The organism is Pseudomonas sp. Tri1 (assembly GCF_017968885.1).
Taxonomy (GTDB): Bacteria; Pseudomonadota; Gammaproteobacteria; order Pseudomonadales; family Pseudomonadaceae; genus Aquipseudomonas.
Genome location: NZ_CP072913.1, coordinates 1,754,856 through 1,775,992 on the forward strand (window position 1 = coordinate 1,754,856; position 21,137 = coordinate 1,775,992).

The window sequence follows — 21,137 nt, forward strand, 5'->3', positions numbered from 1 at the left end:
CAGATCTGATGAGTTTTTATATGCCGTTAACCGACCAACACCGTTTTGGCATGCAGCTGGCACAAATGTCCCGGGGCTGGCGTGCCGAGCTGGATCGTCGCCTGGCCGGGCTGGGCCTGTCCCAGGCGCGCTGGCTGGTGCTGTTGCACCTGGCTCGTTTCGAGCAGGCACCGACCCAGCGCGAACTGGCCCAGAGCGTCGCCGTCGAAGGCCCGACCCTGGCTCGCTTGCTCGACAGCCTGGAAACCCAGGGGTTGGTGCAGCGCCAGGCTGTGGCCGAGGATCGTCGCGCCAAGAAAATCGTGCTCTGTGCACCGGCGCTGCCGCTGATCGAACAAATCGAAACCATTGCCACCCAATTGCGCCGGGAGTTGTTCGAGGGCGTTGACGAGGCAGACATGCGAGTGTGCATGCGGGTCCACGGTACGATCCTGGCCAATCTGGAAAAGTCCTGAGGCAAAACCCTGGCGCCAGACTTTTGAGATTCGGCGGTTAGCGAACTATAACCACTACTAAGCGATCCTATTGCATGCGCTTACGCCGAGGTTGGTTCTGGTAATCGAAAGGGATGCCCATGCTTGAAAGTTTGCAGTCCACGTTGCGCAGTTGGATCAACGTGTCGGTCGTCGTGGGTGCCTTGGGGTATTCAGCTTTGGCGTCGGCGTTGGGGCTTGGAGAGATCACGCTCCATTCCGCCTTGAACCAGCCGTTGCGCGCCGATATTGCCCTGGTCGATGTGGCTGGGGTAACTGAGGGGGATCTATCGGCCAGCCTGGCGACCCCGGACGATTTCAGGCGTGCCGGTGTGGAGCGGGTGTTCTTTCTCAACAGCCTGCGCTTTACGCCAGTGCTACGCGGTGAGCGCAGTTTCATTCGGGTGACCTCCAGCAAGCCCGTCGAGGAACCGTTCCTCAATTTCCTGGTGCAGCTCAATCAGCCCAACGGGCGGGTGCTGCGCGAATACACCGTGCTGATCGACCCGCCGGGCACGCCGGGTATCGTGCCTGCTCGTGACGAGCCTTCCGCCGCTGCCCAGTCCTCGATGGCGAACCAGGCCGCGCCCGCCGTCAAGCCGCCCCCAGCGGTACAGGGCAAGCGCTACACAGTCGCGCAGGGGGACAACCCGTGGATCATCGCCAAGCGCCTGCACGACGCCGGCAGCAACGCTTCGGTCAACGAGTTGATGCAAGGTATCCAGGCCCTGAACCCCGGCAGCGAACGGCTTTCCATCGGGCAGCGCTTGTTATTGCCTGACTCGGCGGTGCTGCCTGCGCCTGCTGACACGGCTGCCTCGACCTCCGCCGCCGTCGACGAGCAATTGGCGGCCAGCGTGCTACAGAACCAGCAGCAACAGAAAACCATCGACGAACTGCAGGCCCGGCTCCAGTCCCAGGATCAGGAAATCGCCGGCCAGCGCAAGCAGATCAGTGAATTGCAGGCGCAACTGGCCGAGATCAGCCCGGCTTCCCCTGCGTCGACGCCGTCGGCAGCGGAGCCCGCGGCACCCGCTTCGCCGGCGGCCCCATCGCCAGTGACAGAGCAGGCACCCGAGCCAGAGGGGATCAACTGGCTGTGGGTGGCCGGGTTGGTGGGCTTGTTGGGGTTGCTTGCGCTGTTAATCTTCCTTCGTCGGCAGCAGCGGGAACAGGCTGATGCACCACTGATGCCCGGACGTCCCGAACCGATGTTGGAGGACGACACCGACGCCTATGCCTCGGCCGCTGACAGCCGGCAGCCCGCGGCCGCCACCTCGTTCAACAACGGTGACACTCCCTTGGGGGATGTACTGGAAGGCGTCGGGATTTACCTGACCTATGGCCGTTTCAGCGAAGCCGCGGGATTATTGCGCGCCGCGTTACTGGCCGAGCCGGACCGCATCGACTTGGGTCTCAAGTTGCTGGAGGTCCTGGGCAAACAGGGCGATGTCATCGGTTTCCAGGCCCAGGAGCATCATCTATTGGCCCAGGGCGTCGACGCCGGAACGCTGGAGGAGATTCGCGGGCGCTATCCCAAGGTTGCGGTTATCAGCGCTCCCGTAGTGGCAGCGGTAGAGCCGTTGGCAGCGGTTCCGGCGCCTGAACCTGCCAGTGTGCCCGGCGACGAATTCGAGCTGAACCTCGATGCGTTGTCCATGGAGGCCAACTGGGACCTGGCCGACGCCCAGGAGCCCCCTCCTGGAAAAAGCGCTGCTGCGGCATCTGCCGCCGAGGCTGCCGGAGGTTTATCACTCTCCGGTTTCGACGAGCCCGACCTGCAATGGGGCGCGCCACTGGAAACCGAGTCGCTGGACGACGCCTTTCTCGACGGGTTTGCCGATGAAGAGCAGACGCTCGAACTGGAGTCGCTCCCCCACGAGTCCATGTCCCTGGAATCTGTCTCCTTCGAGCCCGTCCCCTTCGAACTTCAGGTGCCGGAACACTCGCTCAAACTGGAGCAGGCGCAGAACTGCATCGATGATGGCGACTTGAAGACTGCCATCACACTGCTTGAAGAGTTGCTCGAAGAAGGAGACGAACCCCTCAAACAGACTGCCCGGGTGCTGCTGGCCGGGATTCGCTGAACGCCGGATGGGTGCCCCCTCGCGAGCCCATGTGGGAGCGAGCCTGCTCCCACAATGGATCTGCGGTGGATGTGGGGATTTGTATTCATATCCAATAGTGCATCGCCATCAAAACGTCTGCCCCAGATTCAGATACACCGCCTGCTCATCATCATCGTTAAAGCCATAACTGAAATTCAGCGGCCCCAGCGGCGTGTCGAAGCCGAGGAAAATACTGGCGGCATTGATGTAGCCGCTGTCGAATTCATTGTCGTTGTTCCACGCCCGGCCGCGCTCCAGCGAACCGCCGATGTACAACGGAAAGTCCAGCGGCAGGTACGCTCGCGGGGTGAGCCGGCGGTAATACACGGCGCGCATCAGGCTGATGTTCTGCCCTGAGATGCCGTCTTCGCGAAAGCCCGACAATTGCCGCGCACCACCGAGGACAAAGCTGGAGGTCACGACTTCGGCGGTGTCGAGGGTGCGGCCGTAGCGCCCGCCGAGGATGAACGTGTCCGGGCCGCTGCTCAGGGCCTTGTCCAGCTTGAATTCCCACTGGCGATAACGCTCATCGGAACCCAGCCCCGGTTCGTACTGGCGCCAGGTCAGGCCGATGTCTTCCCCTTCATGGGGGAAGTACACGTTGTCGAAGGAGTCGAAAGAATATTTCAGCTCGTAGAAGCCTTCGTTGAAGTTCTCGCTGGGCTGGTCGTGATCGCCAATACGCACATCGGCCTTGCCCCAGGCCTGGCCGACGCCGAAGCGGATTTCACCGCTGTTACCTATCTGGCGGCCCAGGTTCAGGCCAAAGCCGTAACGCTCGACGCGATATTGGGCCACCGGATCGTTGTCCAGGATCGACTCCACGTTACGCGATTCGAATTGCCCGTAGGGGGCGATGAAGTAGCGCGAACCGACGTCCAGCGGCTGGTAGAACTCGCTGTACAACTCCTGCTTGTCGCCGATTTGCGCCCGGGTCAGCCATTCGGCGCCCAAGCGATTGATGCCGTTGACTCGATAACTGGCACCGAGGTTGAAAGCGCTGTCGCCGCGCATGTCGTCCGACAGGCTCAGCCCCAGCCGCAGGTAATCGGTGCCGGTGCGTTTGCCCCGGGCGCTGATCACCAGCGTGTGGTCCGGGCCCTTGCGTACCACGCGGTATTGCACCTGTTCGAAGTAGTCCAGGCCGTACAGCGTGCCCATGTCGGTCTGCAGGCGACCCAGGTCCAGTGGCTCGCCGATCTGCTGGCGAACGTAATAGCGAATCACGTCGTCGCCGACTTTCGAATCATTCTCCACGCGGATCGCGGTGATGACCGGTGTGCGTTCGCTCGGGGTGCGCGCTGCCGTGAGTGCGGGGTCGACCGGCTCGGGAGGGCGCAGGCGCGCCAGGCGGGTCTCAAGTATTCGCGTGGCACGGTAACCGGCGTCGATCATGTCCCGGGCCCGGCCGAAATCGGTAGAGCCGAAGCTCGCCAGCGCCGGTTGGATGAGCACGTCGTCTTTTTTCAACGTTGCCAATTGCTCTTCAGAGTTGCGCCGGGTCATCAAGGTCGTCGACTGGTTCAGTACGTCGAGCACCGTGACCAGTTGCTTGCGGTTGCGCAGAGGCGTGCCGATGTCGACCACGATGGCCACGTCCACGCCCATTTCCCGGGCTACGTCCAGTGGGATGTTGTCGGACATGCCGCCGTCCACCAGCAGCCGGCCGTCCAGTTCCACTGGGGCGAACACCGCCGGGATCGACATGCTGGCGCGGATGACCTTGGGCAGGTGGCCTTTGCGGAACACCACTTTTTCACCGCTGGCGATGTCGGTCGCTACCGCGCGGAAAGGGATCGGCAGTTTGTCGAAGTCCCGGGTGTCGCTGGCATGGGCCAGCAGGCTTTCGAGCAGCAGGGCCAGGTTCTGCCCCTGGATGACCCCAAGGGGCAGGCCGAGGCTGCCGTCATCCCGAAAACTCAGTTTCTGTTTCACCAGGAAATCCCGGTCATCCTGCTTGCGCCGGAACGGTACGTCCTTGCGTGGCGGGGCGTCGGACAACGCCTGTTGCCAGTCGATGCCCAGGGCGAGTTTTTCCAGTTCGTCGATCTTGTAGCCCGAGGCATACAACCCGCCGATCACCGCGCCCATGCTGGTGCCAGCAATCGCGTCGATCTTGATGCCTTGCTCTTCCAGGGCCTTGAGCACGCCAATGTGGGCCAACCCCCGTGCCGCGCCGCCGGACAGCACCAGGCCGATTTTCGGGCGCGGTGCTTCGACGGCGGGTTCGGCGGCGTGGCCGAACAGGGGCAACAGCAAAAGAAGCAGGCAAGGCAGCAGGCGGCGCATCGTCAATCTCGGGGCGGGCGATCAAAGGCGGGTATTATAGCGACGCCTTCGAACCCAGGAGTCCACCTGCAATGACCGAACACAAACCGGAAGTCGTCATCACCTACTGCACCCAGTGCCAATGGCTGCTGCGCGCCGCCTGGCTGGCCCAGGAACTGCTCAGCACCTTCAGTGATGACCTGGGCAAAGTGTCCTTGGTGCCGGGCACTGGCGGTGTGTTCCACATCAGTTGCGACGGCACCCAGATCTGGGAACGCAAGGCCGATGGCGGTTTTCCCGAAGCCAAGACCCTCAAACAGCGGGTACGTGACCAGATCGACCCGCAGCGGGACCTGGGCCACAACGACCGGGTTCAGTGAGACGCGACTTCGGCGCCCATTTTCGGTTTCTTTGAACCGCCCAGTTGGCTCGACACTACGATCGCAACGATGATCACCACACCGCCCAGCAGCATGCGCAGCGTCGGGTTTTCATCGAACAGCAGCCAGGCCATGGTGATGCCGTAGACCGGCTCCATGGCGAACACCACCGCCGCAGTGCGCGCCTTGATCACCGCCAGGCTGGCGACGAACAGGCTGTGGGCCAGGCCGGTGCAGAACACACCGAGCAGTGCGATCCACAGCCAATCGAGCGCGCGCACCTCGCTCAGTTGCGGTGCGGCCAGGGGCACTAGGCACAGCCCGACCACCACGTTCTGGCACAGCGCGGCCTGGACAGGTGGCACGTGCGCCGAGCCGGCGCGGTTGGTCAATGACAACAGGGCAAACAGCAAGCCCGAGGCCATGGCCCACAGCAGGCCGGTGGTAGCGCCACTGGCCAGGTCGAAGTTCGGCGTGACCAGCACCAGGCCGATGCTCACCATGATCACCAGCAGGATTTCATTGGCGCGAATGCGCTCGCGGAAGATCAGCCCCTCCAGCAGCACCGTGAAGGCCGGGAAACTGGCAAACCCCAACGTGGCGATCGCTACCCCGGCGACTTTTACCGCGATGAAGAAACTCACCCAGTGCCCGGTCAACAGCAACCCACCGAGCAGCAATCGCCGACCGTCCTCTGCCCGGAGCTTCTGCCAGGGGGTATTACTGGCGAACCGGGCAAAAACCGCCAGGGCCAGCACGGCGAACACGGCGCGACCGAACACGATGACTGTGGGCGAGGCGGCGGCGAGTTTACCGAACACACCGGTCAGGCCAAACATGAGTGCGCCAATGTGCAGGGCGCCGAGGGCGGTACGGGGAGTCATTGCGGTCCTTGTTCAACGGATACGGTTCAGGGTATTGAACCGGTTGCCGGCCGTTTTTGTCTGTCGCGATCCTCGCGATTTTTAGCGCGAAACTAGCGTTGGCGCCGCAGCTTGCCCGGCGAGCTGCCGAATTCGCGCAGAACTGCGGCGGCGAAGGCGCTCTGGGAGCTGTAGCCGACCCGGTGGGCGATCTCACCGATGGGCAGGTCCGATTCGCGCAGTAATTCGACGGCCTTGTGCAAGCGGCGGCTGCGGATGTAGTCCATCGGCGTTTGCCCGCATTCAGCGACGAATCGGGCATGCAGGCGCGCGCTGGAGAGCCCGGCGACTTGCGCCAGGTCCGCCACTTGTAGCGCATAGGCCGCGTGCTGGTCGATGTGGGCATTGAGGGCGGCATAGGGTAGGCGTCTACCGCCGAACGTTTCCTGGCGAGCATTATTGAGGCTGGCCAGAAGCAGCACCGCACCTTGCTGGGCAATCACCGGATCTTGCACCGGGCTGCTCGCCAGCCAACTGACCAGTTGGCTTTGCCCCGCATCCAGGGGGCGGCGCGCGGGGTCGTCGAGCAATCGGCGGCTGGCGTCGGCATGATCCCCCAGGGATTGTCCGACCCATTCATCGCTCGGCACATCCAGCACCAGGCAACGGCTGCCATGGGGGCTGCCGCAGGCATGGTGGGCGCCGGCCGGCACCACCACGAAACTCTGTTGCACCACCTGGCTGCCGCACCCTTCGACTTCGAAATCCAGCGCGCCGGACAGCCCGAATACCAATTGGGCATGGTCATGGCTGTGGACGATCAAGTCGTGGCTGTAGTGGCGTAGCGTGAGGATCGGTCTCATCGCGGTCTCCCGTGTCAGGCCGCCAGCATACACCGAGGGCTCAACGCCTCGCGCTGTCATGTAACGGACTTGTGTTTGTCATGGGCCATTAACCGCTAGCGTGCACAGTGGCAAAAACGATCAGAGGGTTGCCCAATGACCAGCGCCGAGCTCGCCAGACCCAGCCGCAAACAGCGTGTTCGCACCCTGTGGATTTCCGATGTGCACCTGGGCACCCGGGACTGCCAGGCCGAGCACTTGTCGCAGTTCCTCAAGGGTTACCACGCCGACAAGATCTACCTGGTAGGGGACATCATTGATGGCTGGAAACTGCGCGGTGGCATGTATTGGCCCCAGGCCCACACCAACGTCATCCGCCGTTTGCTGACCATGAGCAAGCGCGGCACCGAGGTGATCTACGTCACCGGCAATCATGATGAATTCCTGCGGCGTTATTCGAAGTTGATCCTGGGCAATATCCAGTTGGTGGACGAAGCCGTGCACGTCACCGCCGACGGTCGTCACCTGTTGGTGATCCACGGCGATCAGTTCGATGTAATCACCCGTTACCACCGTTGGCTGGCGTTCCTCGGCGATTCGGCCTACGAGTTCACCCTCACGCTGAACCGCTGGCTCAACCATTGGCGGGCTCGTTATGGCTACGGCTACTGGTCGCTGTCGGCGTACCTCAAGCACAAGGTCAAGACTGCCGTCAGCTTCATCAGCGATTTCGAAGAAGCCATCGCCCATGAATGCGTGAAGCGCGAACTGCATGGCGTGGTGTGCGGGCATATCCACCATGCCGAGATGCGCATGGTGGGCGAGGTGGAGTACCTCAATTGCGGCGATTGGGTCGAGTCGTGCACCGCATTGATCGAGCATTGGGACGGGTCGATCGAGTTGTATCGGCTGGCGGATGCCCAGGCGCGGGAGGCGCAGTTGAAGGCGCTGAAAGTCGCCGAACCCGCCTGAGCCTTACACCGTTGTGGCGAGGGGATTTGTCCCCTCGCCACAGGGGGCGTTCAGGTCTGCGTATCCGTCATCGCCGCCTTGTAAATCGACTGCTTCGGCGCGGCAAATACCCTTTCCAGCATTGGCTCGAAGAAACTCAGCGGCAGGGTGTCGTACCCGGCATCGAACGCGGCCGCGTCATATTTCGCACAAAAGTCGATGGTCGCCTGGTACTGCGGATGTTCGAAAAACTGCTCGCGCAGGTGCCGCTCCATGCCCAGGTGATGGAAGAAGTAATAGCCTTGGAAGATCCCGTGTTTTTCCACCATCCACAGATTTTCGGCGCTGACGAACGGCTTGAGGATGGCCGCGGCGATATCCGGGTGGTTATACGAGCCCAGCGTGTCGCCAATGTCATGGAGCAATGCGCAGATCACGTACTCCTCGTCTCGTCCGTCCCGGTAGGCACGGGTGGCGGTTTGCAGGGAGTGGGTCAGGCGATCCACCGGGAAACCGCCGAAGTCCCCGTCCAACAACTTCAGGTGTGCCAGGATCCGCCCCGGCAGTTGCCGTGCGTAGGCGCTGAAGTCGGCCGCGATGATCGCCCAATCTTGTTGAGTGCCGTCCTGCATGTGGGTAAAGCGTGCGCGTGAGCTCATCGATCGTCCTCTTAGAACGCCACTTTGCCCAGCATCATGTCGCGGTACATGACGAAGTCGCCGAGCAAACTGTAGAAGGGGTACTGGAAAGTGGCAGGGCGGTTCTTTTCGAAGAAGAAATGCCCGACCCAAGCGAAGCCGTAGCCCGCGACAGGCAAGGCGAGCAACCACCACCAGCTCCCCGCGACGAGCGCCAGGATGAAAATCAGAATGAGCAGGGAGGTGCCGGCGAAGTGCAGTCGGCGGCAGGTGCTATTGCTGTGCTCGCTGAGGTAATACGGGTAGAACTCAGCGAACGTGTTGAATCGTCGGGTGTTTTCCAAGACTGCAGGCTCTTTGGTTATTGTTCTTTAAATTGAGTCTAGAGGGATCATTAGCCACGGCCAGTGACAATCAGCGCCACTCTAGTGTCCTGTCTTACAAATACTGCTCCTTTTGGACGGCATCTGTTGCCGTCATGCTGCGTTGCCGCTCCTCGCCATAGCGGGCTATGACTCGTCGCGGCGCCTTGCCTGACGACATGGCCGCTCGTCCAAAAAGGGGCATTATTTGTAAGACAGGACACTGTATCCTTCGCAAATCCAGCCGTACCCTGCGGCTCGTCATGCGAGTAAAAACGTCATGAACGAACGAACGACTTCTTCAAGCTGGGCGATGGGGATTGTCAAGGCGCTGGAAATGGACGGCCTGGATTGTCGAGTGCTGTTCAAGCAACTGGGGTTGGACTTTGATGCGCTGGACGATCCGGATGCACGCTTCCCCCAGGATTCGATGACGCGGCTCTGGCAGCGCGCGGTGGAGTTGTCAGGCAACCCGGCCATCGCCCTGAACATGGGCAAAGTGGTGCGCCCGGCCTCGTTCCATGTGGTTGGCTACGCCTTGATGTCCAGTCGTACGCTGGTGGAGGGGTTCCAGCGGCTGGTGCGTTATCAGCGGATCATCGCTGAAAGTGCCGACTTGAGTTTTCGCCCGCTGGAAGGGGGATACGGACTGATTCTGACGGTGCATGGCGACCATCTCCCTCCCACCCGGCAAAGTGCCGAAGCGTCCCTGGCTTGTGCATTGGCCATGTGCAACTGGCTGACCGGGCGCACTCTGCATCCACTGAAGGTGCTGTTCCAGGGCGCCGAACCGGTTGACCTGGCCCCTTATCAACAAGCCTTCCCGGCACCGCTGGTGTTCGGCGCCCCTTATGATGCGCTGATCTTCGAGCGGGCCGACATGGAAGCGCCGCTGCCCACGGCCAACGAGGCCATGGCGCTGCTCCACGATCGCTTTGCCGGTGAATACCTGGCGCGTTTTTCCGGAAGCCGCGTGACCCACAAGGCACGGCAAGTGTTGTGTCGGCTGTTGCCCCAGGGCGAGCCCAAGCGTGACGTGGTGGCGCAGGCACTGCACCTGTCGCAACGCACTTTGCAGCGGCGTTTGCAGGAAGAGGGCACCAGCTTCCAGACTCTGCTCGAGGACACCCGCCGCGAACTGGCCGAGCAGTACCTGGCGCAGCCGAGCATGACCTTATTGGAAATTGCCTATCTGCTGGGGTTTGCCGACCCGAGCAATTTTTTCCGGGCTTTTCGCCGCTGGTTCGACACTACACCCGGCGAATACCGGGCGCGGCGAGCAAACGGTCAGTGACGCCAGAACGCCGGGATGCACAACACGAACACCGTGATGATCTCCAGCCGGCCCAGCAGCATGCCACCTGACAGAATCCATTTTGCCGCATCCGGCAGCGGAGCAAAGTTGCCGGCCGGGCCAATGGTCTCCCCGAGCCCCGGGCCGACCCCGGACACGGTACTGGCCGCGCCGGTCAGCGCGGTCATCCACTCCACCCCGAGCAGCGACAACAGCAGGGCGATCACGCAGATGGTGATGGCGAAGAAGAACGAAAAGGTGAGGATCGAGCGGACGATTTCTTCGTCGAGACGGTGACCGTTGTATTTCTGCTTGATCACTGCGCGGGGATGGATCAGTTGATTGAGGTTGGCCCGAAGCAGGATATAGGCGACCTGGAAGCGGAAGATCTTGATCCCGCCGGCAGTCGAGCCAGAGCAGCCGCCGACGAAGCCCAGGTAAAAGAACAGCATCAGCGAGAAATTGCCCCACAGGCTGTAGTCCCCCAGGGCGAAGCCGGTGGTGGTGACGATCGATGTCACATTCAGCGCCACGTGCCGCAGGGCGTCCAGCCAATGCAGGTCGGTGGTCGCCCAATACCAGGTGCCGAGCACCACCCAGGTCACCAGCAGCACCCCGAGCAAGCCCTGGACCTGCTGGTCCTTGATCAGTGCCCGACGATTGCCCCGCAGCATCGAGACGTACAGGGCAAACGGCAGGCTGCCGAGGATCATGATGACGATGGCGACCCAGTGCACCGCCGGCTGGGTCCATTTGGCCAGGGACAGGTCAGAGGTGGAAAAACCGCCGGTGGAGATCGCCGACATCGAATGGTTGATGGCATCGAACGGGCTCATCCCGGCCCACCAGAGCGCCAGGGTGCCGAGTATGGTGATGCCCACGTAGGACGCCACGATCAACCGCGCCACCATGTGGGAGCGGGGCATGACTTTTTCCGAGCGGTCCGACGACTCGGTCTGGAACAGCCGCATGCCACCGATGCGCAGCAATGGCAGGATCGCCACCGCCATGGCGATGAAGCCGATACCGCCGAGCCAGTGTAGCAGCGAGCGCCACATCAGGATGCCGGGGGACATGGTGTCCAGGCCGCTCAGGACCGTGGCACCGGTGGCCGTGATCCCCGACATGCTTTCAAAGAACGAATCCGTGTAGCTGATGTGCTGGGTCAGCAGGAAAGGCAGCGCGGCAAAGATACACACCACCAGCCAACTGCTGACAGTCAGCAGGTACATGTCGCGCGGGCGCAGGTGTACGTGTTCCGGGCGTCCGGGGAGGATCAGGGCCAGGCCGGCGACGAAAGTGATCATGCTCGACCAGAGAAACGACGGCAGGTCGCCGGTACGCTCGAAGACCAGCAAGGTGGCCATGGGCACGACCATGAAGATCGCCAGGGTGATCAGGAAGATGCCGATGATGAAACCAATGATCCGCAGGGTCGGCAACGCCATGAAGTCCGCTCGGGCTGAAAGGGAAGGGCGCCATTCTACCCGCGACCAGCGGCATGTAAACCGGCGCCCGGCGGCGCTTGGGGCGGGTGCGCGTCTGGTCGCGGAATTTGAACTAACGAACTCGCCGTACAAGCCACTAGAATAGCCAGACATTTTTTTCAGGAGGTGGCCGATGCAGGCTCTCGACGCTTTGCTCAACCGTGTTTCCGTCCCGCGCCTGGTCGACCCGGCGCCTACGCCGGAACAGCGCGAGGTCATGTTCGCCGCTGCGATGCGGGCCCCGGATCACGGCCAGTTGCGGCCATGGCGTTTTCTGACGGTCGAAGGGCAGGCGCGTCATCGCATGGGCGAGCTCCTGGCCGAAGCGGCGCGGCTCAGTGATCCACAGGCACCCGAGGCCGCCGTGGAGAAGGCCCTCAACGGCCCGTTGCGCGCGCCCCTGGTCGTGGTGGTCATCGCCCGTTTGCAGGAGCATTTCAAGATCCCCAAATCCGAACAGCGGCTGGCGGCCGGCTGCGCGGCCCACGGGATCCTGCTGGCGGCTTACGCCCAAGGCGTTGGCGGGGTCTGGCGTACGGGGGAGTTGTCCTACTCACCTCATGTCGCCAAAGGGCTTGGCCTTGAAGAAGGGGAAGAGGTGATCGGTTTCCTCTACCTGGGCACGCCGCAGAAAGAAGCGCGTACGGCGCCGAAGGTGGAAACGGCAGAGTTTGTCAGTGAGTGGAGCGGTCAATAACCCGCCCTGGGGACTGCGCTTCACTTCAGGTTTGCTTGATTCACTGTGGCGAGGGAGCAAGCTTCCACGCCACAGGTAAAGTGCCCGGCCTTCGGTTGAGCCTCGTTATTTGCAAACGTCCGCAATAGCCTCGGCCAACAGATCCAGGCGCGTAGCGTCGATGCCCGCCACGTTGGCCCGGCCCGTGCCGACCATGTAGACGCTATGGCGCTGGCGCAGCTGTTTGACCTGATCCGGCGTCAGCCCGGTGTAGGAAAACATCCCGCGCTGTACGCCGATGTGCGCGAAGCGCTCGCGCAAGCCGTGGGGTTCGAGGGCTTCCAGCAGGCCGCTGCGTAACTGAGCGATACGCAGGCGCATGGCCTGCACTTCGTCGGCCCACAGGCTTTTGAGCTGCGGGTCACCCAGGATCGTCGCCACCACCGCTGCGCCATGATCAGGCGGCGTCGACCACAGGTTACGGGCGATGTTCGCCAGTTGGCTGCGGATGTCCAGCAGCTTGTCGGCATCCCGGGCACAGACGATCAACGCGCCGGTACGGTCGCGGTACAGGCCGAAGTTCTTCGAACAGGAACTGGTGATCAGTACTTCCGGCAACGCATCGGCAAATAACCGAACCGCCCATGCGTCCTGCTCCAGCCCGTCGCCAAAGCCCTGGTAGGCAAAGTCGATCAGCGGCAGCAGGTCACGGCGGCGCATCACCTCCAGCACCTGGCGCCATTGATCATGGGACAGGTCGAAGCCAGTGGGGTTATGGCAGCAGGCGTGCAGCAGCACCACATCGCCTTTGGGCGCCTGGTTCAGGGTCGCCAGCATCGCCTCGAAATCCAGGCGATTGTCGGCACCCACGTAGGGGTAATGACTGGCCTTGACGCCGGCGGCGGCGAAGATGGTTTCATGGATCGGCCAGGTCGGATTGCTCAGCCAGACGCCACGGCCCGGCAGGCATTGGGCGATGAAGTCGGCACTCAGGCGCAGGGCGCCGGTGCCACCCGGGGTTTGGGTGGCGCCAGCACGTTTTGCGCTGATCAGCGGCGAGTCGGCGCCCAGTACCAGCTCATTGAGCAACTGGCCGAACGCGGCGTCGCCGTGACCGCCGATGTAGGTCTTGGTGGTCTGGCGATCCACCAGCCGCTGCTCAGCCTGCTTAACGGACTGAAGAATCGGCGTCAGGCCCTGGGCGTCTTTGTAGACGCCCACGCCCAGGTCGAACTTGCTCGGGTTGCTGTCGGCCCCATAGGCCTCCATCAAGCCGAGGATCGGATCGCCGGGCACTCGGCCGATGGCATCGAAATGCATTACTTGCGGCCCTCGGCAGTCTTGGCCACGTCATCGGTACGGGCGGCCATGATGAAGTCATTGCGGTGCAGGCCCTTGATGGAGTGGCTCCACCAGGTCACGGTGACTTTGCCCCACTCGGTGAGCAGGCCAGGGTGGTGACCTTCGGCCTCGGAGATTTCACCGACGGCGTTGGTGAATGCCAGGGCGTGCTTGAAATTCTTGAACAGGAAGACTTTTTCCAACTGCATCACGCCGTCGCGCACTTCGATGTTCCAGTCCGGGATCTGCTTGATCAGTACCGGCAGTTCTTCGTCGCTGACTTGCGGGGCGTCGGCGCGGCAGGCTTCGCAATGGGCTTGGTTCAGAGTGTTCATGGTGTGTTCCCGGATCGAATATTTGAGAAACGTCGATGCACCCACGCTAAAGCAAAGCTGCGCTGTGCAACAGACTCAATTGAGATCAAAAGAGGCGGTTCACGCCGCTTTTGGTGGAAATTTAGGTGTATGCAAGCCCAGTTCCCGACCGCGCTTGACCATGCCCATGATGTCTTCGTGGGCCAGGTCGAACAGGCGCTTGAGTTCAGGCAGCACGAAGTACACCGGTTGCAGGATGTCGATGCGATATGGCGTGCGCATCGCTTCCACCGGATCGAAGGCTTGATGCTCCGGTTCGTCCGACAGGCAGTAAACGGTTTCCTTGGGTGAGGACAGGATGCCGCCACCGTAGATGCGCCGGCCTTGCGGCGTTTGCACCAGGCCGAACTCGATGGTCATCCAGTACAGGCGCGCCAGATAGACGCGTTCTTCCTTGGAGGCCTGTAGGCCGAGTTTGCCGTAGGTGTGGGTGAATTCGGCAAACCAGGGGTTGGTCAGCAGCGGGCAGTGGCCGAAGATCTCGTGAAAAATGTCCGGCTCTTGCAGGTAATCCAGTTCTTCGCGGGTACGAATAAAGGTCGCCACCGGAAACTGCTTGCTGGCGAGCAATTCGAAAAAGGTCTGGAAGGGGATCAGCGCCGGCACCCGGGCGACCTGCCAGCCCGTGGTTTCGCCCAGCACCTTGTTGATTTCGCCCAGTTGCGGGATACGGTCGTGGGGCAGGCCAAGCTTGTCGATGCCGTCCAGGTATTCCTGGCACGCACGGCCTTCGATGACTTTCAGCTGGCGGGTGATCAGCGTGTTCCACACCGCATGTTCTTCGGCGGGGTAGTGGATAAAACCTTGCGCATCGGGCTCGCGGGCCACGTACTGCGTCTGCTTCATGCTGCTCTCCTGCTGATTTCCCTCTGGGGGAAGACTTGTTTGTTGTTATGTCCAGCGATGCATTAGAGATAACTCGAAGCGCGGATGTGTGCAGCAGGCAGCCGAGAGTGCGTATCGCGACCGGAGGGCTATTTTGTAAAGTTTTCGTTACGGATAGGGCCGTGCTTCGTTGCTGTCGGGATTTTTGGCTGGGAAATGGCCTACATGTGTCACATAATCTTGACGTTTATTTGCGCTGCCACACAGAAACCTTGTGGTGAGGGAGCTTGATGGCGCGCCTTTCTATCTCAATACGCACCCGGGCCTTTTTATGCGCATCAAAGTCCATTGCCAGAACCGCATCGGCATCCTGCGGGACATTCTCAACCTGTTGGTGGAGTACGGCATCAACGTCGCCCGAGGGGAGGTCGGTGGCGAACATGGCAATGCGATTTATCTGCACTGCCCGAACCTGATCAACATCCAATTTCAGGCGCTGCGTCCGAAATTCGAAGGCATCGCTGGGGTATTTGGCGTCAAGCGCGTAGGGCTGATGCCCAGTGAACGTCGGCACATGGAGCTCAATGCGTTGCTCGGTGCCTTGGAGTTCCCGGTGCTGTCCATCGACATGGGCGGCTCCATCGTCGCGGCCAACCGGGCGGCGGCGCAGTTGCTCGGGGTGCGGGTGGATGAGGTGCCCGGGATTCCGCTGTCGCGCTACGCCGAAGATTTCGATTTGCCGGAGCTGGTGCGCGCCAACCAGTCGCGGATCAACGGGTTGCGGGTCAAGGTCAAGGGCGATGTGTTCCTGGCCGACATCGCGCCGCTGCAATCGGAGCACGACGACAGCGAGGCCATGGCCGGCGCGGTACTGACGTTGCACCGGGCCGACCGGGTCGGCGAGCGGATCTATAACGTGCGCAAGCAGGAGCTTCGCGGCTTCGACAGTATTTTCCAGAGTTCCAAAGTAATGGCCGCGGTGGTTCGTGAGGCCCGGCGCATGGCACCGCTGGATGCACCGCTATTGATAGAAGGCGAAACCGGTACCGGTAAGGAATTGCTGGCTCGCGCCTGTCACTTGGCCAGTCCGCGCGGGCAATCGCCACTGATGGCACTCAACTGTGCCGGGCTGCCGGAGTCCATGGCCGAGACCGAACTGTTCGGCTATGGCCCCGGCGCCTTCGAAGGTGCCCGGGCCGAAGGCAAGCTGGGCCTGCTGGAGCTGACCGCCGGGGGCACGCTGTTTCTCGACGGGGTAGGGGAGATGAGCCCGCGCCTGCAAGTGAAACTGCTGCGCTTTCTGCAGGACGGTTGCTTCCGTCGCGTAGGCAGTGATGAAGAGGTGTACCTGGACGTCCGGGTGATCTGCGCCACTCAGGTCGACTTGTCCGAGCTCTGCGCCCGGGGCGAATTCCGCCAGGATTTGTACCACCGATTGAACGTCCTTTCCCTGCACATTCCACCCTTGCGCGAATGCCTCGACGGCCTGGCACCGCTGGTGGAGCACTTCCTCGACCAGGCCAGCCGCCAGATCGGTTGTGCATTGCCCAAGCTGGCCCCGGCGGCGATGGAGCGTCTGAGTCACTACCACTGGCCGGGCAACGTCCGGCAGTTGGAAAACGTCCTGTTCCAGGCCGTTTCCCTGTGCGACGGCGGCACGGTGAAAGCCGAACATATTCGCCTGCCGGACTACGGCGTGCGTCAGCCGCTTGGCGATTTCTCCCTTGAAGGTGGGTTGGACGACATAGTCGGACGCTTCGAAAAGGCGGTGCTGGAGCGCCTGTATTCCGAACATCCCAGCAGCCGGCAATTGGGCAAGCGCCTAGGGGTTTCCCATACGACTATTGCCAATAAGTTGCGCGAATATGCGGTGGGCAAGGACAGTGCCTGATGTCCAGAGGGGATAAATCCCCTCGCCACAGGAGTTGGCCGATTTTTTGCTGGAGTACCCGCACATCAAGCGTCGGCTGTCGGTTTCATGGCGTTGCAGCCTGCCGATATAGACCGCGATGCAACGCCGCGTCAGGGCAAATCCTGAGCCGTGCGCCATTTTTCAGTCACCCAGAGTAGTGTCTTCATGGCCGATTCCATCACCGTTACCAGCCCGCTGCTGCCTCCTCTGGAAGAGTTCATGCCTTACCTGCAGCAAATCTGGGACAGTAAGCGCCTGACCAATGGAGGCCCTTTCCACGAACAACTGGAACGGGAGTTGGCCGAATACCTCGGCGTCCAGCATCTTTCGTTGTTTTCCAACGGTACCTTGGCCCTGGTGACGGCACTCCAGGCCTTACGCATTACTGGGGAGGTCATCACTACGCCCTACTCGTTCGTGGCCACCTCTCACTCGCTGCTGTGGAACAATCTCAAGCCAGTGTTCGTGGACATCGATCCGGTCACCAAGAACCTTGATCCACGGCGTATCGCCGAAGCCATCACCCCGGCTACTTCAGCGATTCTTCCGGTTCATTGCTATGGTGTTCCCTGTGATGTCGAGGGTATCCAGGCCGTCGCCGACACCTATGGGCTCAAGGTTATCTACGATGCCGCGCATGCCTTTGGTGTTCGACACAACGGCGAAAGCATTCTCAACAACGGCGATCTGTCGATTCTCAGTTTCCACGCCACCAAGGTATTCAATACCTTCGAAGGCGGCGCCATCATCTGCCCTGACGCAAAAATCAAACGACGCATCGATTACCTGAAGAATTTCGGGTTTGCCGATGAAGTCACGGTCATGGCCCCTGGTATCAACGGGAAAATGAACGAGTTGCAGGCCGCATTCGGCGTGCTGCAACTGCGCTTCATTGATGAGGCCCTCAGCCGTCGACAAAAGGTGTTCGAGTATTATCGGAGCGCTCTGGAAGGCATAGACGGTATCAGCCTCCTGGAGCAACCGCAGGGGTTGGACTGGAACTATGCCTATTGTCCGATCCTGGTCGATGGTGAGCGTTTTGGAGTGAGTCGGGACGAGTTGTACGACCGTTACCGCGCAGAAAACATCCTCGTGCGTCGCTATTTCTATCCGCTGATATGCGAGTTTCCGATGTACCGCGGCCTTCCCAGCTCGGATCTCTCTCAGTTGGGGAATGCCTACAAGGTGTCCCGCCAGGTACTGTGCCTGCCGATCTATCCGGATCTCGATCCGAAGACCCAGGCGCAGATCATCGAGGTGCTGCTCAAGGCCCGGACGGCATGAGCCTGGCCCACATCTCGAATGTGCGCGCCCCGGCAGCCGGCCAGCAATATCGGATTGCACTCATGCAACCTTATTTCCTGCCATACCTGGGTTATTTCCAGCTGATCGCCGCCGTCGACTGTTTCGTCATCTACGACAATGTGCAGTTCATCAAGAACGGCTGGATCGAACGCAACCGCTATCTGCTGGAACAAGAGCCGAAGTGGTTCCGAGTGCCGCTGACCAAGGGGAGTCACACTCAGCAGATCATGGAAAAGCGTGTTGCCGAGACATTCGACCCTGGCGATATCCTCAACAAGCTGAGCTTCGCCTATCGCCGCGCACCCTACGTTGCGCGCATGCTGGCGTGGCTGGAAGCGCTGCTGGTCGAGCCCGCCCAGAACATTGCCGAACTCAACGAACGGATACTACGGGCCTGCTGCTGCCTGATCGGGCTGCAAACGCCGATCATCCGTTCCAGCGAGCTGTCGATTTCCACTGACAGCAAAGCTCAGGATCGGGTACTCGAAGTGATTCAGGCCTGCGCAGGCACTCACTACCTCAACCCCTTCAACGGCGGCCACCTCTACCGGGCCGAAGCCTTCCAGCAGGCCGGTATCACCCTTGAATTGCTCAAGGCCACCTTGCCCGACTACCAACAGGGCCGCAGTGAACAACCCTTCGTGCCCGGCCTGTCGATTCTCGACGTGTTGATGTACAACGACGCGCAGACCGTGGGGGCCTGGGCGAAACGTGGAGAAATTGTCCGTGCCTGAAGCCATCGGCGGTTATTTCGAGCTGGAGCTGCGCAAGGGGCAACATCCTTACCCACAGGCCGTTGCCTTCAACTCAGCTCGCTCAGCCTTCAAGGCACTGGTGTTGGCGCGCAACCTGCGCCGGGTTCATCTGCCTGTCTACATCTGCGATGTCATGCAGGACGTGCTGTGCGGATCCGGCGTCGAGGTGCTGCAATACACACTGTCCGAACGGCTCGAGCTGCGGGACCTCCCAGTCCTGCAAGCCGATGAGGCGTTGCTGTTCGTCAATTACTTCGGGCTCAAGGCCGACTACATTGGCGAGGTGCTTACTGTGCGCTATGGCAGGCAATTGATCGTCGACAACTCCCAGGCGCTGTTTTCTGCGCCGCAGTCTGGGGTTGCAACGCTGTATTCACCACGCAAGTTCGTCGGCGTTGCCGACGGTGGGTGGCTGGCCAATGCCCCGGCCGATCTGCCTCAAGCTGAGAGAAGCAGCTCCCAGGCGCGTTTTGGCGCACTGCTGGGGCGCCTTGAAGATCCTCCTCAACATCACTATGCGATGTTCCAGTCATTGGAGCAGGCGCTGGAGAACGACGGCGTCAAGGCCATGTCTCCCAGTACCGCCCGCCTGCTCGATAGCATCGATTACCACGAAGTAGCCAGGCGCAGGATAGACAACCTGGCGCAACTGCGCCGACGCCTGGACCACCGCAACCGCTTTACCGACTGGCCCGCGCAACCAGTTGCCGCATTGTGTTACCCGCTGCTGGTCAAGTCCGCCGAGACGGCGACCCGGGTGCGCGCTCAACTGCTGGAGCAGCACATCTATGTGCCCAGCTACTGGCGCGAAGTGCTAAGTAGTCCGACATCGCCGCCCATTGAAAGAGACTGGGCACAATGCTTGCTGCCGCTGCCGATCGACCAGCGATATAACGTCGACGACATGAATCGTCTTGCCGACGCCATCCTTCAGAACATGGGGAAATCATGAGCATTCTAGGCCAACGTATCCTGCTCAGGGCACTGGAGCTTGAGGACTTGCCACTGCTGCATCAATGGTCCAACGACGAAGCCCTTTGGAGCCTGCTGGGCGGCTGGCATTTCCCCACCTCACGGGAGGCGCAACGGGAGTGGCTACTGGGTCTCAAGAGCGACCCGCTCAACCAGCGCTTCGGTATAGAGGTCCAGGGCCACGGCCTGATCGGTACGGCGAATCTGGTCGGCATCGATTGGAAGAACCGCACAGCCGAACACGGCATGATGATCGGCGACTCGTCCCTGCGCGGCCAAGGCCATGGCACCGACGTGATTGCCACGGTGATGCGTTATGCCTTCGACGAACTGGGCCTGAGCCGTCTCTCGACCACCATCATTGAGTACAACGCAGCGTCACTGGCGACCTACACGCGCAAGACCCCTTGGGTCATCGAGGGCGTGCAGCGCCAATGGTATTACCGCAAGGGCCAGCGCTGGGACCGCATCATGCTTGGCGTGAGCGCCGAAGAGTACCGCGCCTGGCAAGCCGCGCGGGGAGACAGCCTATGAATCCGGTCTTGCAGGAGCTGCAAGCGAACGGTTACGTCTGCCTGCCCTCCCTGATCACTGATCCGCTGCTCGGCCAACTGCGCGAAGACCTGGGCCGTGCCATAGACCGTTGCCGTCAGGTACAGCTGGAGAACGGTATTACCCAGCGAACCGAACAGACCGCGCACCATATACTTGCGCCGGATACCCGTTTCGTTGAGTTGCTCGATCGATTTGCCGAATGGGGGATCGTCGACGTCTTGCAACACATGCTCGGCGGTGCCGCGATCCTCAATTCGTTTGGCGGTCTGAACAACCTGAACAGCACCGACGCCTACGTGCGTAATGTGCACCGGGACGTGCGTTCCTGGTCAGCCGAGTCCATGCAGATGGCCCAGGCGCTGGTATTGCTCGACGATTTCACGGTCGACAACGGGGCGACCCTGTTTCTGCCGGGCTCGCACGCCGCCCCTGAAAAGCCTGACCCTCAGGTGTTCGAGACTCAGGCCCGCAAGGCCTTGGGTAGCGCGGGTTCGATCTACTTGTTCGACTCACGTATCTGGCACGCCGCCGGCGTCAATCGTACCGACCAGCCGCGACGCTGCCTGACGCTGACCTTCACGCGAAGCTATTTCAAACCGCAGTTCGATTATTGCCGAGCTCTGGGCGAAGACTTCTGCCGCTCGCAAACACCGAGCATGCAACAACTGCTGGGGTGGTATGCCCGTACTCCCTCGACCCTCCATGAGTGGTACCAGCCTGAAGAACGTCGTTTCTACAGGAAAAGCCAGGAATAAC

At 61.4% G+C, this 21,137-nt stretch carries 20 protein-coding genes and 1 pseudogene; 12 read left to right on the plus strand and 9 right to left on the minus strand.

Annotation, left to right across the window (positions count from 1 at the left end):
- Nucleotides 1-20 precede the first annotated feature (20 nt).
- Nucleotides 21-455, plus strand: coding sequence for a MarR family transcriptional regulator (locus tag J9870_RS07785; protein ID WP_003199001.1), 435 nt, complete (start codon nt 21-23; stop codon nt 453-455).
- 119 nt (nt 456-574) lie between these two features.
- Nucleotides 575-2,560, plus strand: a complete 1,986-nt coding sequence (locus J9870_RS07790) for a FimV/HubP family polar landmark protein (protein WP_210643398.1) — start codon at nt 575-577, stop codon at nt 2,558-2,560.
- A 108-nt stretch (nt 2,561-2,668) separates the two neighbouring features.
- On the opposite strand, the gene J9870_RS07795 is transcribed toward J9870_RS07790, so the two are convergent.
- A complete protein-coding gene (locus tag J9870_RS07795; protein ID WP_210643399.1) occupies nt 2,669-4,870 on the minus strand; it encodes a patatin-like phospholipase family protein in 2,202 nt (733 codons plus the stop codon).
- A gap of 71 nt (nt 4,871-4,941) precedes the next feature.
- On the opposite strand from J9870_RS07795, the gene J9870_RS07800 reads away from it, so the two are divergent.
- A complete protein-coding gene (locus tag J9870_RS07800; protein ID WP_210643400.1) occupies nt 4,942-5,229 on the plus strand; it encodes a SelT/SelW/SelH family protein in 288 nt (95 codons plus the stop codon).
- Here the strand turns inward: J9870_RS07800 and J9870_RS07805 are convergent.
- Both J9870_RS07805 and J9870_RS07810 read right to left on the minus strand, forming a co-directional pair.
- Nucleotides 5,223-6,113 carry a DMT family transporter gene (locus tag J9870_RS07805; RefSeq protein WP_210643401.1) on the minus strand — a complete coding sequence of 297 codons (891 nt, stop codon included), beginning with the start codon at nt 6,111-6,113 and terminating at the stop codon, nt 5,223-5,225. The genes J9870_RS07800 and J9870_RS07805 overlap by 7 nt on opposite strands.
- A 92-nt stretch (nt 6,114-6,205) precedes the next feature.
- Nucleotides 6,206-6,955, minus strand: coding sequence for a helix-turn-helix domain-containing protein (locus J9870_RS07810; protein ID WP_210643402.1), 750 nt, complete (start codon nt 6,953-6,955; stop codon nt 6,206-6,208).
- A gap of 135 nt (nt 6,956-7,090) precedes the next feature.
- Between J9870_RS07810 and J9870_RS07815 the strand changes: the two genes are divergently transcribed.
- Nucleotides 7,091-7,906: a UDP-2,3-diacylglucosamine diphosphatase gene (locus tag J9870_RS07815; protein ID WP_135844269.1), complete on the plus strand. Its 816-nt coding sequence runs from the start codon at nt 7,091-7,093 to the stop codon at nt 7,904-7,906.
- A 50-nt stretch (nt 7,907-7,956) separates the two neighbouring features.
- Here the strand turns inward: J9870_RS07815 and J9870_RS07820 are convergent, their stop codons facing one another.
- Together J9870_RS07820 and J9870_RS07825 are read right to left on the minus strand one after the other, a co-directional pair.
- Nucleotides 7,957-8,544 carry an HD domain-containing protein gene (locus J9870_RS07820; protein ID WP_210643403.1) on the minus strand — a complete coding sequence of 196 codons (588 nt, stop codon included), beginning with the start codon at nt 8,542-8,544 and terminating at the stop codon, nt 7,957-7,959.
- Between the two features lie 11 nt (nt 8,545-8,555).
- Nucleotides 8,556-8,867 (minus strand): DUF962 domain-containing protein, encoded by a 312-nt coding sequence (locus tag J9870_RS07825; RefSeq protein ID WP_210643404.1) that lies wholly within the window; start codon nt 8,865-8,867, stop codon nt 8,556-8,558.
- 298 nt (nt 8,868-9,165) lie between these two features.
- Between J9870_RS07825 and J9870_RS07830 the strand changes: the two are divergent.
- Nucleotides 9,166-10,216, plus strand: a pseudogene (locus tag J9870_RS07830) (AraC family transcriptional regulator).
- On the opposite strand, the gene J9870_RS07835 reads toward J9870_RS07830, so the two are convergent.
- Nucleotides 10,173-11,627 carry a TrkH family potassium uptake protein gene (locus tag J9870_RS07835; protein WP_210643406.1) on the minus strand — a complete coding sequence of 485 codons (1,455 nt, stop codon included), beginning with the start codon at nt 11,625-11,627 and terminating at the stop codon, nt 10,173-10,175. The pseudogene J9870_RS07830 and the gene J9870_RS07835 sit on opposite strands and share 44 nt — an antisense overlap.
- Before the next feature lie 172 nt (nt 11,628-11,799).
- Between J9870_RS07835 and J9870_RS07840 the strand changes: the two genes are divergently transcribed.
- A complete protein-coding gene (locus tag J9870_RS07840) occupies nt 11,800-12,363 on the plus strand; it encodes an NAD(P)H nitroreductase (RefSeq protein WP_210643407.1) in 564 nt (187 codons plus the stop codon).
- Between the two features lie 105 nt (nt 12,364-12,468).
- Here J9870_RS07840 and J9870_RS07845 read toward each other — a convergent pair whose 3' ends face one another.
- From J9870_RS07845 to phhA, 3 genes are all read right to left on the minus strand, one after another.
- Complete coding sequence (locus J9870_RS07845) at nt 12,469-13,662, minus strand: amino acid aminotransferase (RefSeq protein WP_210643408.1); 1,194 nt, start codon at nt 13,660-13,662, stop codon at nt 12,469-12,471.
- On the minus strand, nt 13,662-14,018 hold the full coding sequence (locus J9870_RS07850; RefSeq protein WP_003184087.1) for a 4a-hydroxytetrahydrobiopterin dehydratase: 357 nt from the start codon (nt 14,016-14,018) through the stop codon (nt 13,662-13,664). The genes J9870_RS07845 and J9870_RS07850 overlap by 1 nt, the downstream gene beginning before the upstream one ends.
- A gap of 99 nt (nt 14,019-14,117) precedes the next feature.
- Complete coding sequence (phhA, locus tag J9870_RS07855; protein ID WP_210643409.1) at nt 14,118-14,903, minus strand: phenylalanine 4-monooxygenase; 786 nt, start codon at nt 14,901-14,903, stop codon at nt 14,118-14,120.
- A 310-nt stretch (nt 14,904-15,213) separates the two neighbouring features.
- On the opposite strand from phhA, the gene J9870_RS07860 reads away from it, so the two are divergent.
- From J9870_RS07860 to J9870_RS07885, 6 genes are all read left to right on the plus strand, one after another.
- Nucleotides 15,214-16,773, plus strand: coding sequence for a sigma-54-dependent transcriptional regulator (locus J9870_RS07860; protein WP_210643410.1), 1,560 nt, complete (start codon nt 15,214-15,216; stop codon nt 16,771-16,773).
- Nucleotides 16,774-16,959: 186 nt separating this feature from the next.
- On the plus strand, nt 16,960-18,078 hold the full coding sequence (locus J9870_RS07865; protein ID WP_210643411.1) for a DegT/DnrJ/EryC1/StrS family aminotransferase: 1,119 nt from the start codon (nt 16,960-16,962) through the stop codon (nt 18,076-18,078).
- Entirely contained in the window at nt 18,075-18,833 is a 759-nt protein-coding gene (locus tag J9870_RS07870) for a WbqC family protein (RefSeq protein ID WP_210643412.1), read from the plus strand. Before J9870_RS07865 ends, J9870_RS07870 begins: the two co-directional genes overlap by 4 nt.
- Entirely contained in the window at nt 18,826-19,806 is a 981-nt protein-coding gene (locus tag J9870_RS07875) for a hypothetical protein (protein WP_210643413.1), read from the plus strand. The genes J9870_RS07870 and J9870_RS07875 overlap by 8 nt, the downstream gene beginning before the upstream one ends.
- Complete coding sequence (locus J9870_RS07880) at nt 19,803-20,360, plus strand: GNAT family protein (protein WP_210643414.1); 558 nt, start codon at nt 19,803-19,805, stop codon at nt 20,358-20,360. Before J9870_RS07875 ends, J9870_RS07880 begins: the two co-directional genes overlap by 4 nt.
- Nucleotides 20,357-21,136 carry a phytanoyl-CoA dioxygenase family protein gene (locus J9870_RS07885; protein ID WP_210643415.1) on the plus strand — a complete coding sequence of 260 codons (780 nt, stop codon included), beginning with the start codon at nt 20,357-20,359 and terminating at the stop codon, nt 21,134-21,136. The genes J9870_RS07880 and J9870_RS07885 overlap by 4 nt, the downstream gene beginning before the upstream one ends.
- Nucleotide 21,137: the final 1 nt, after the last annotated feature.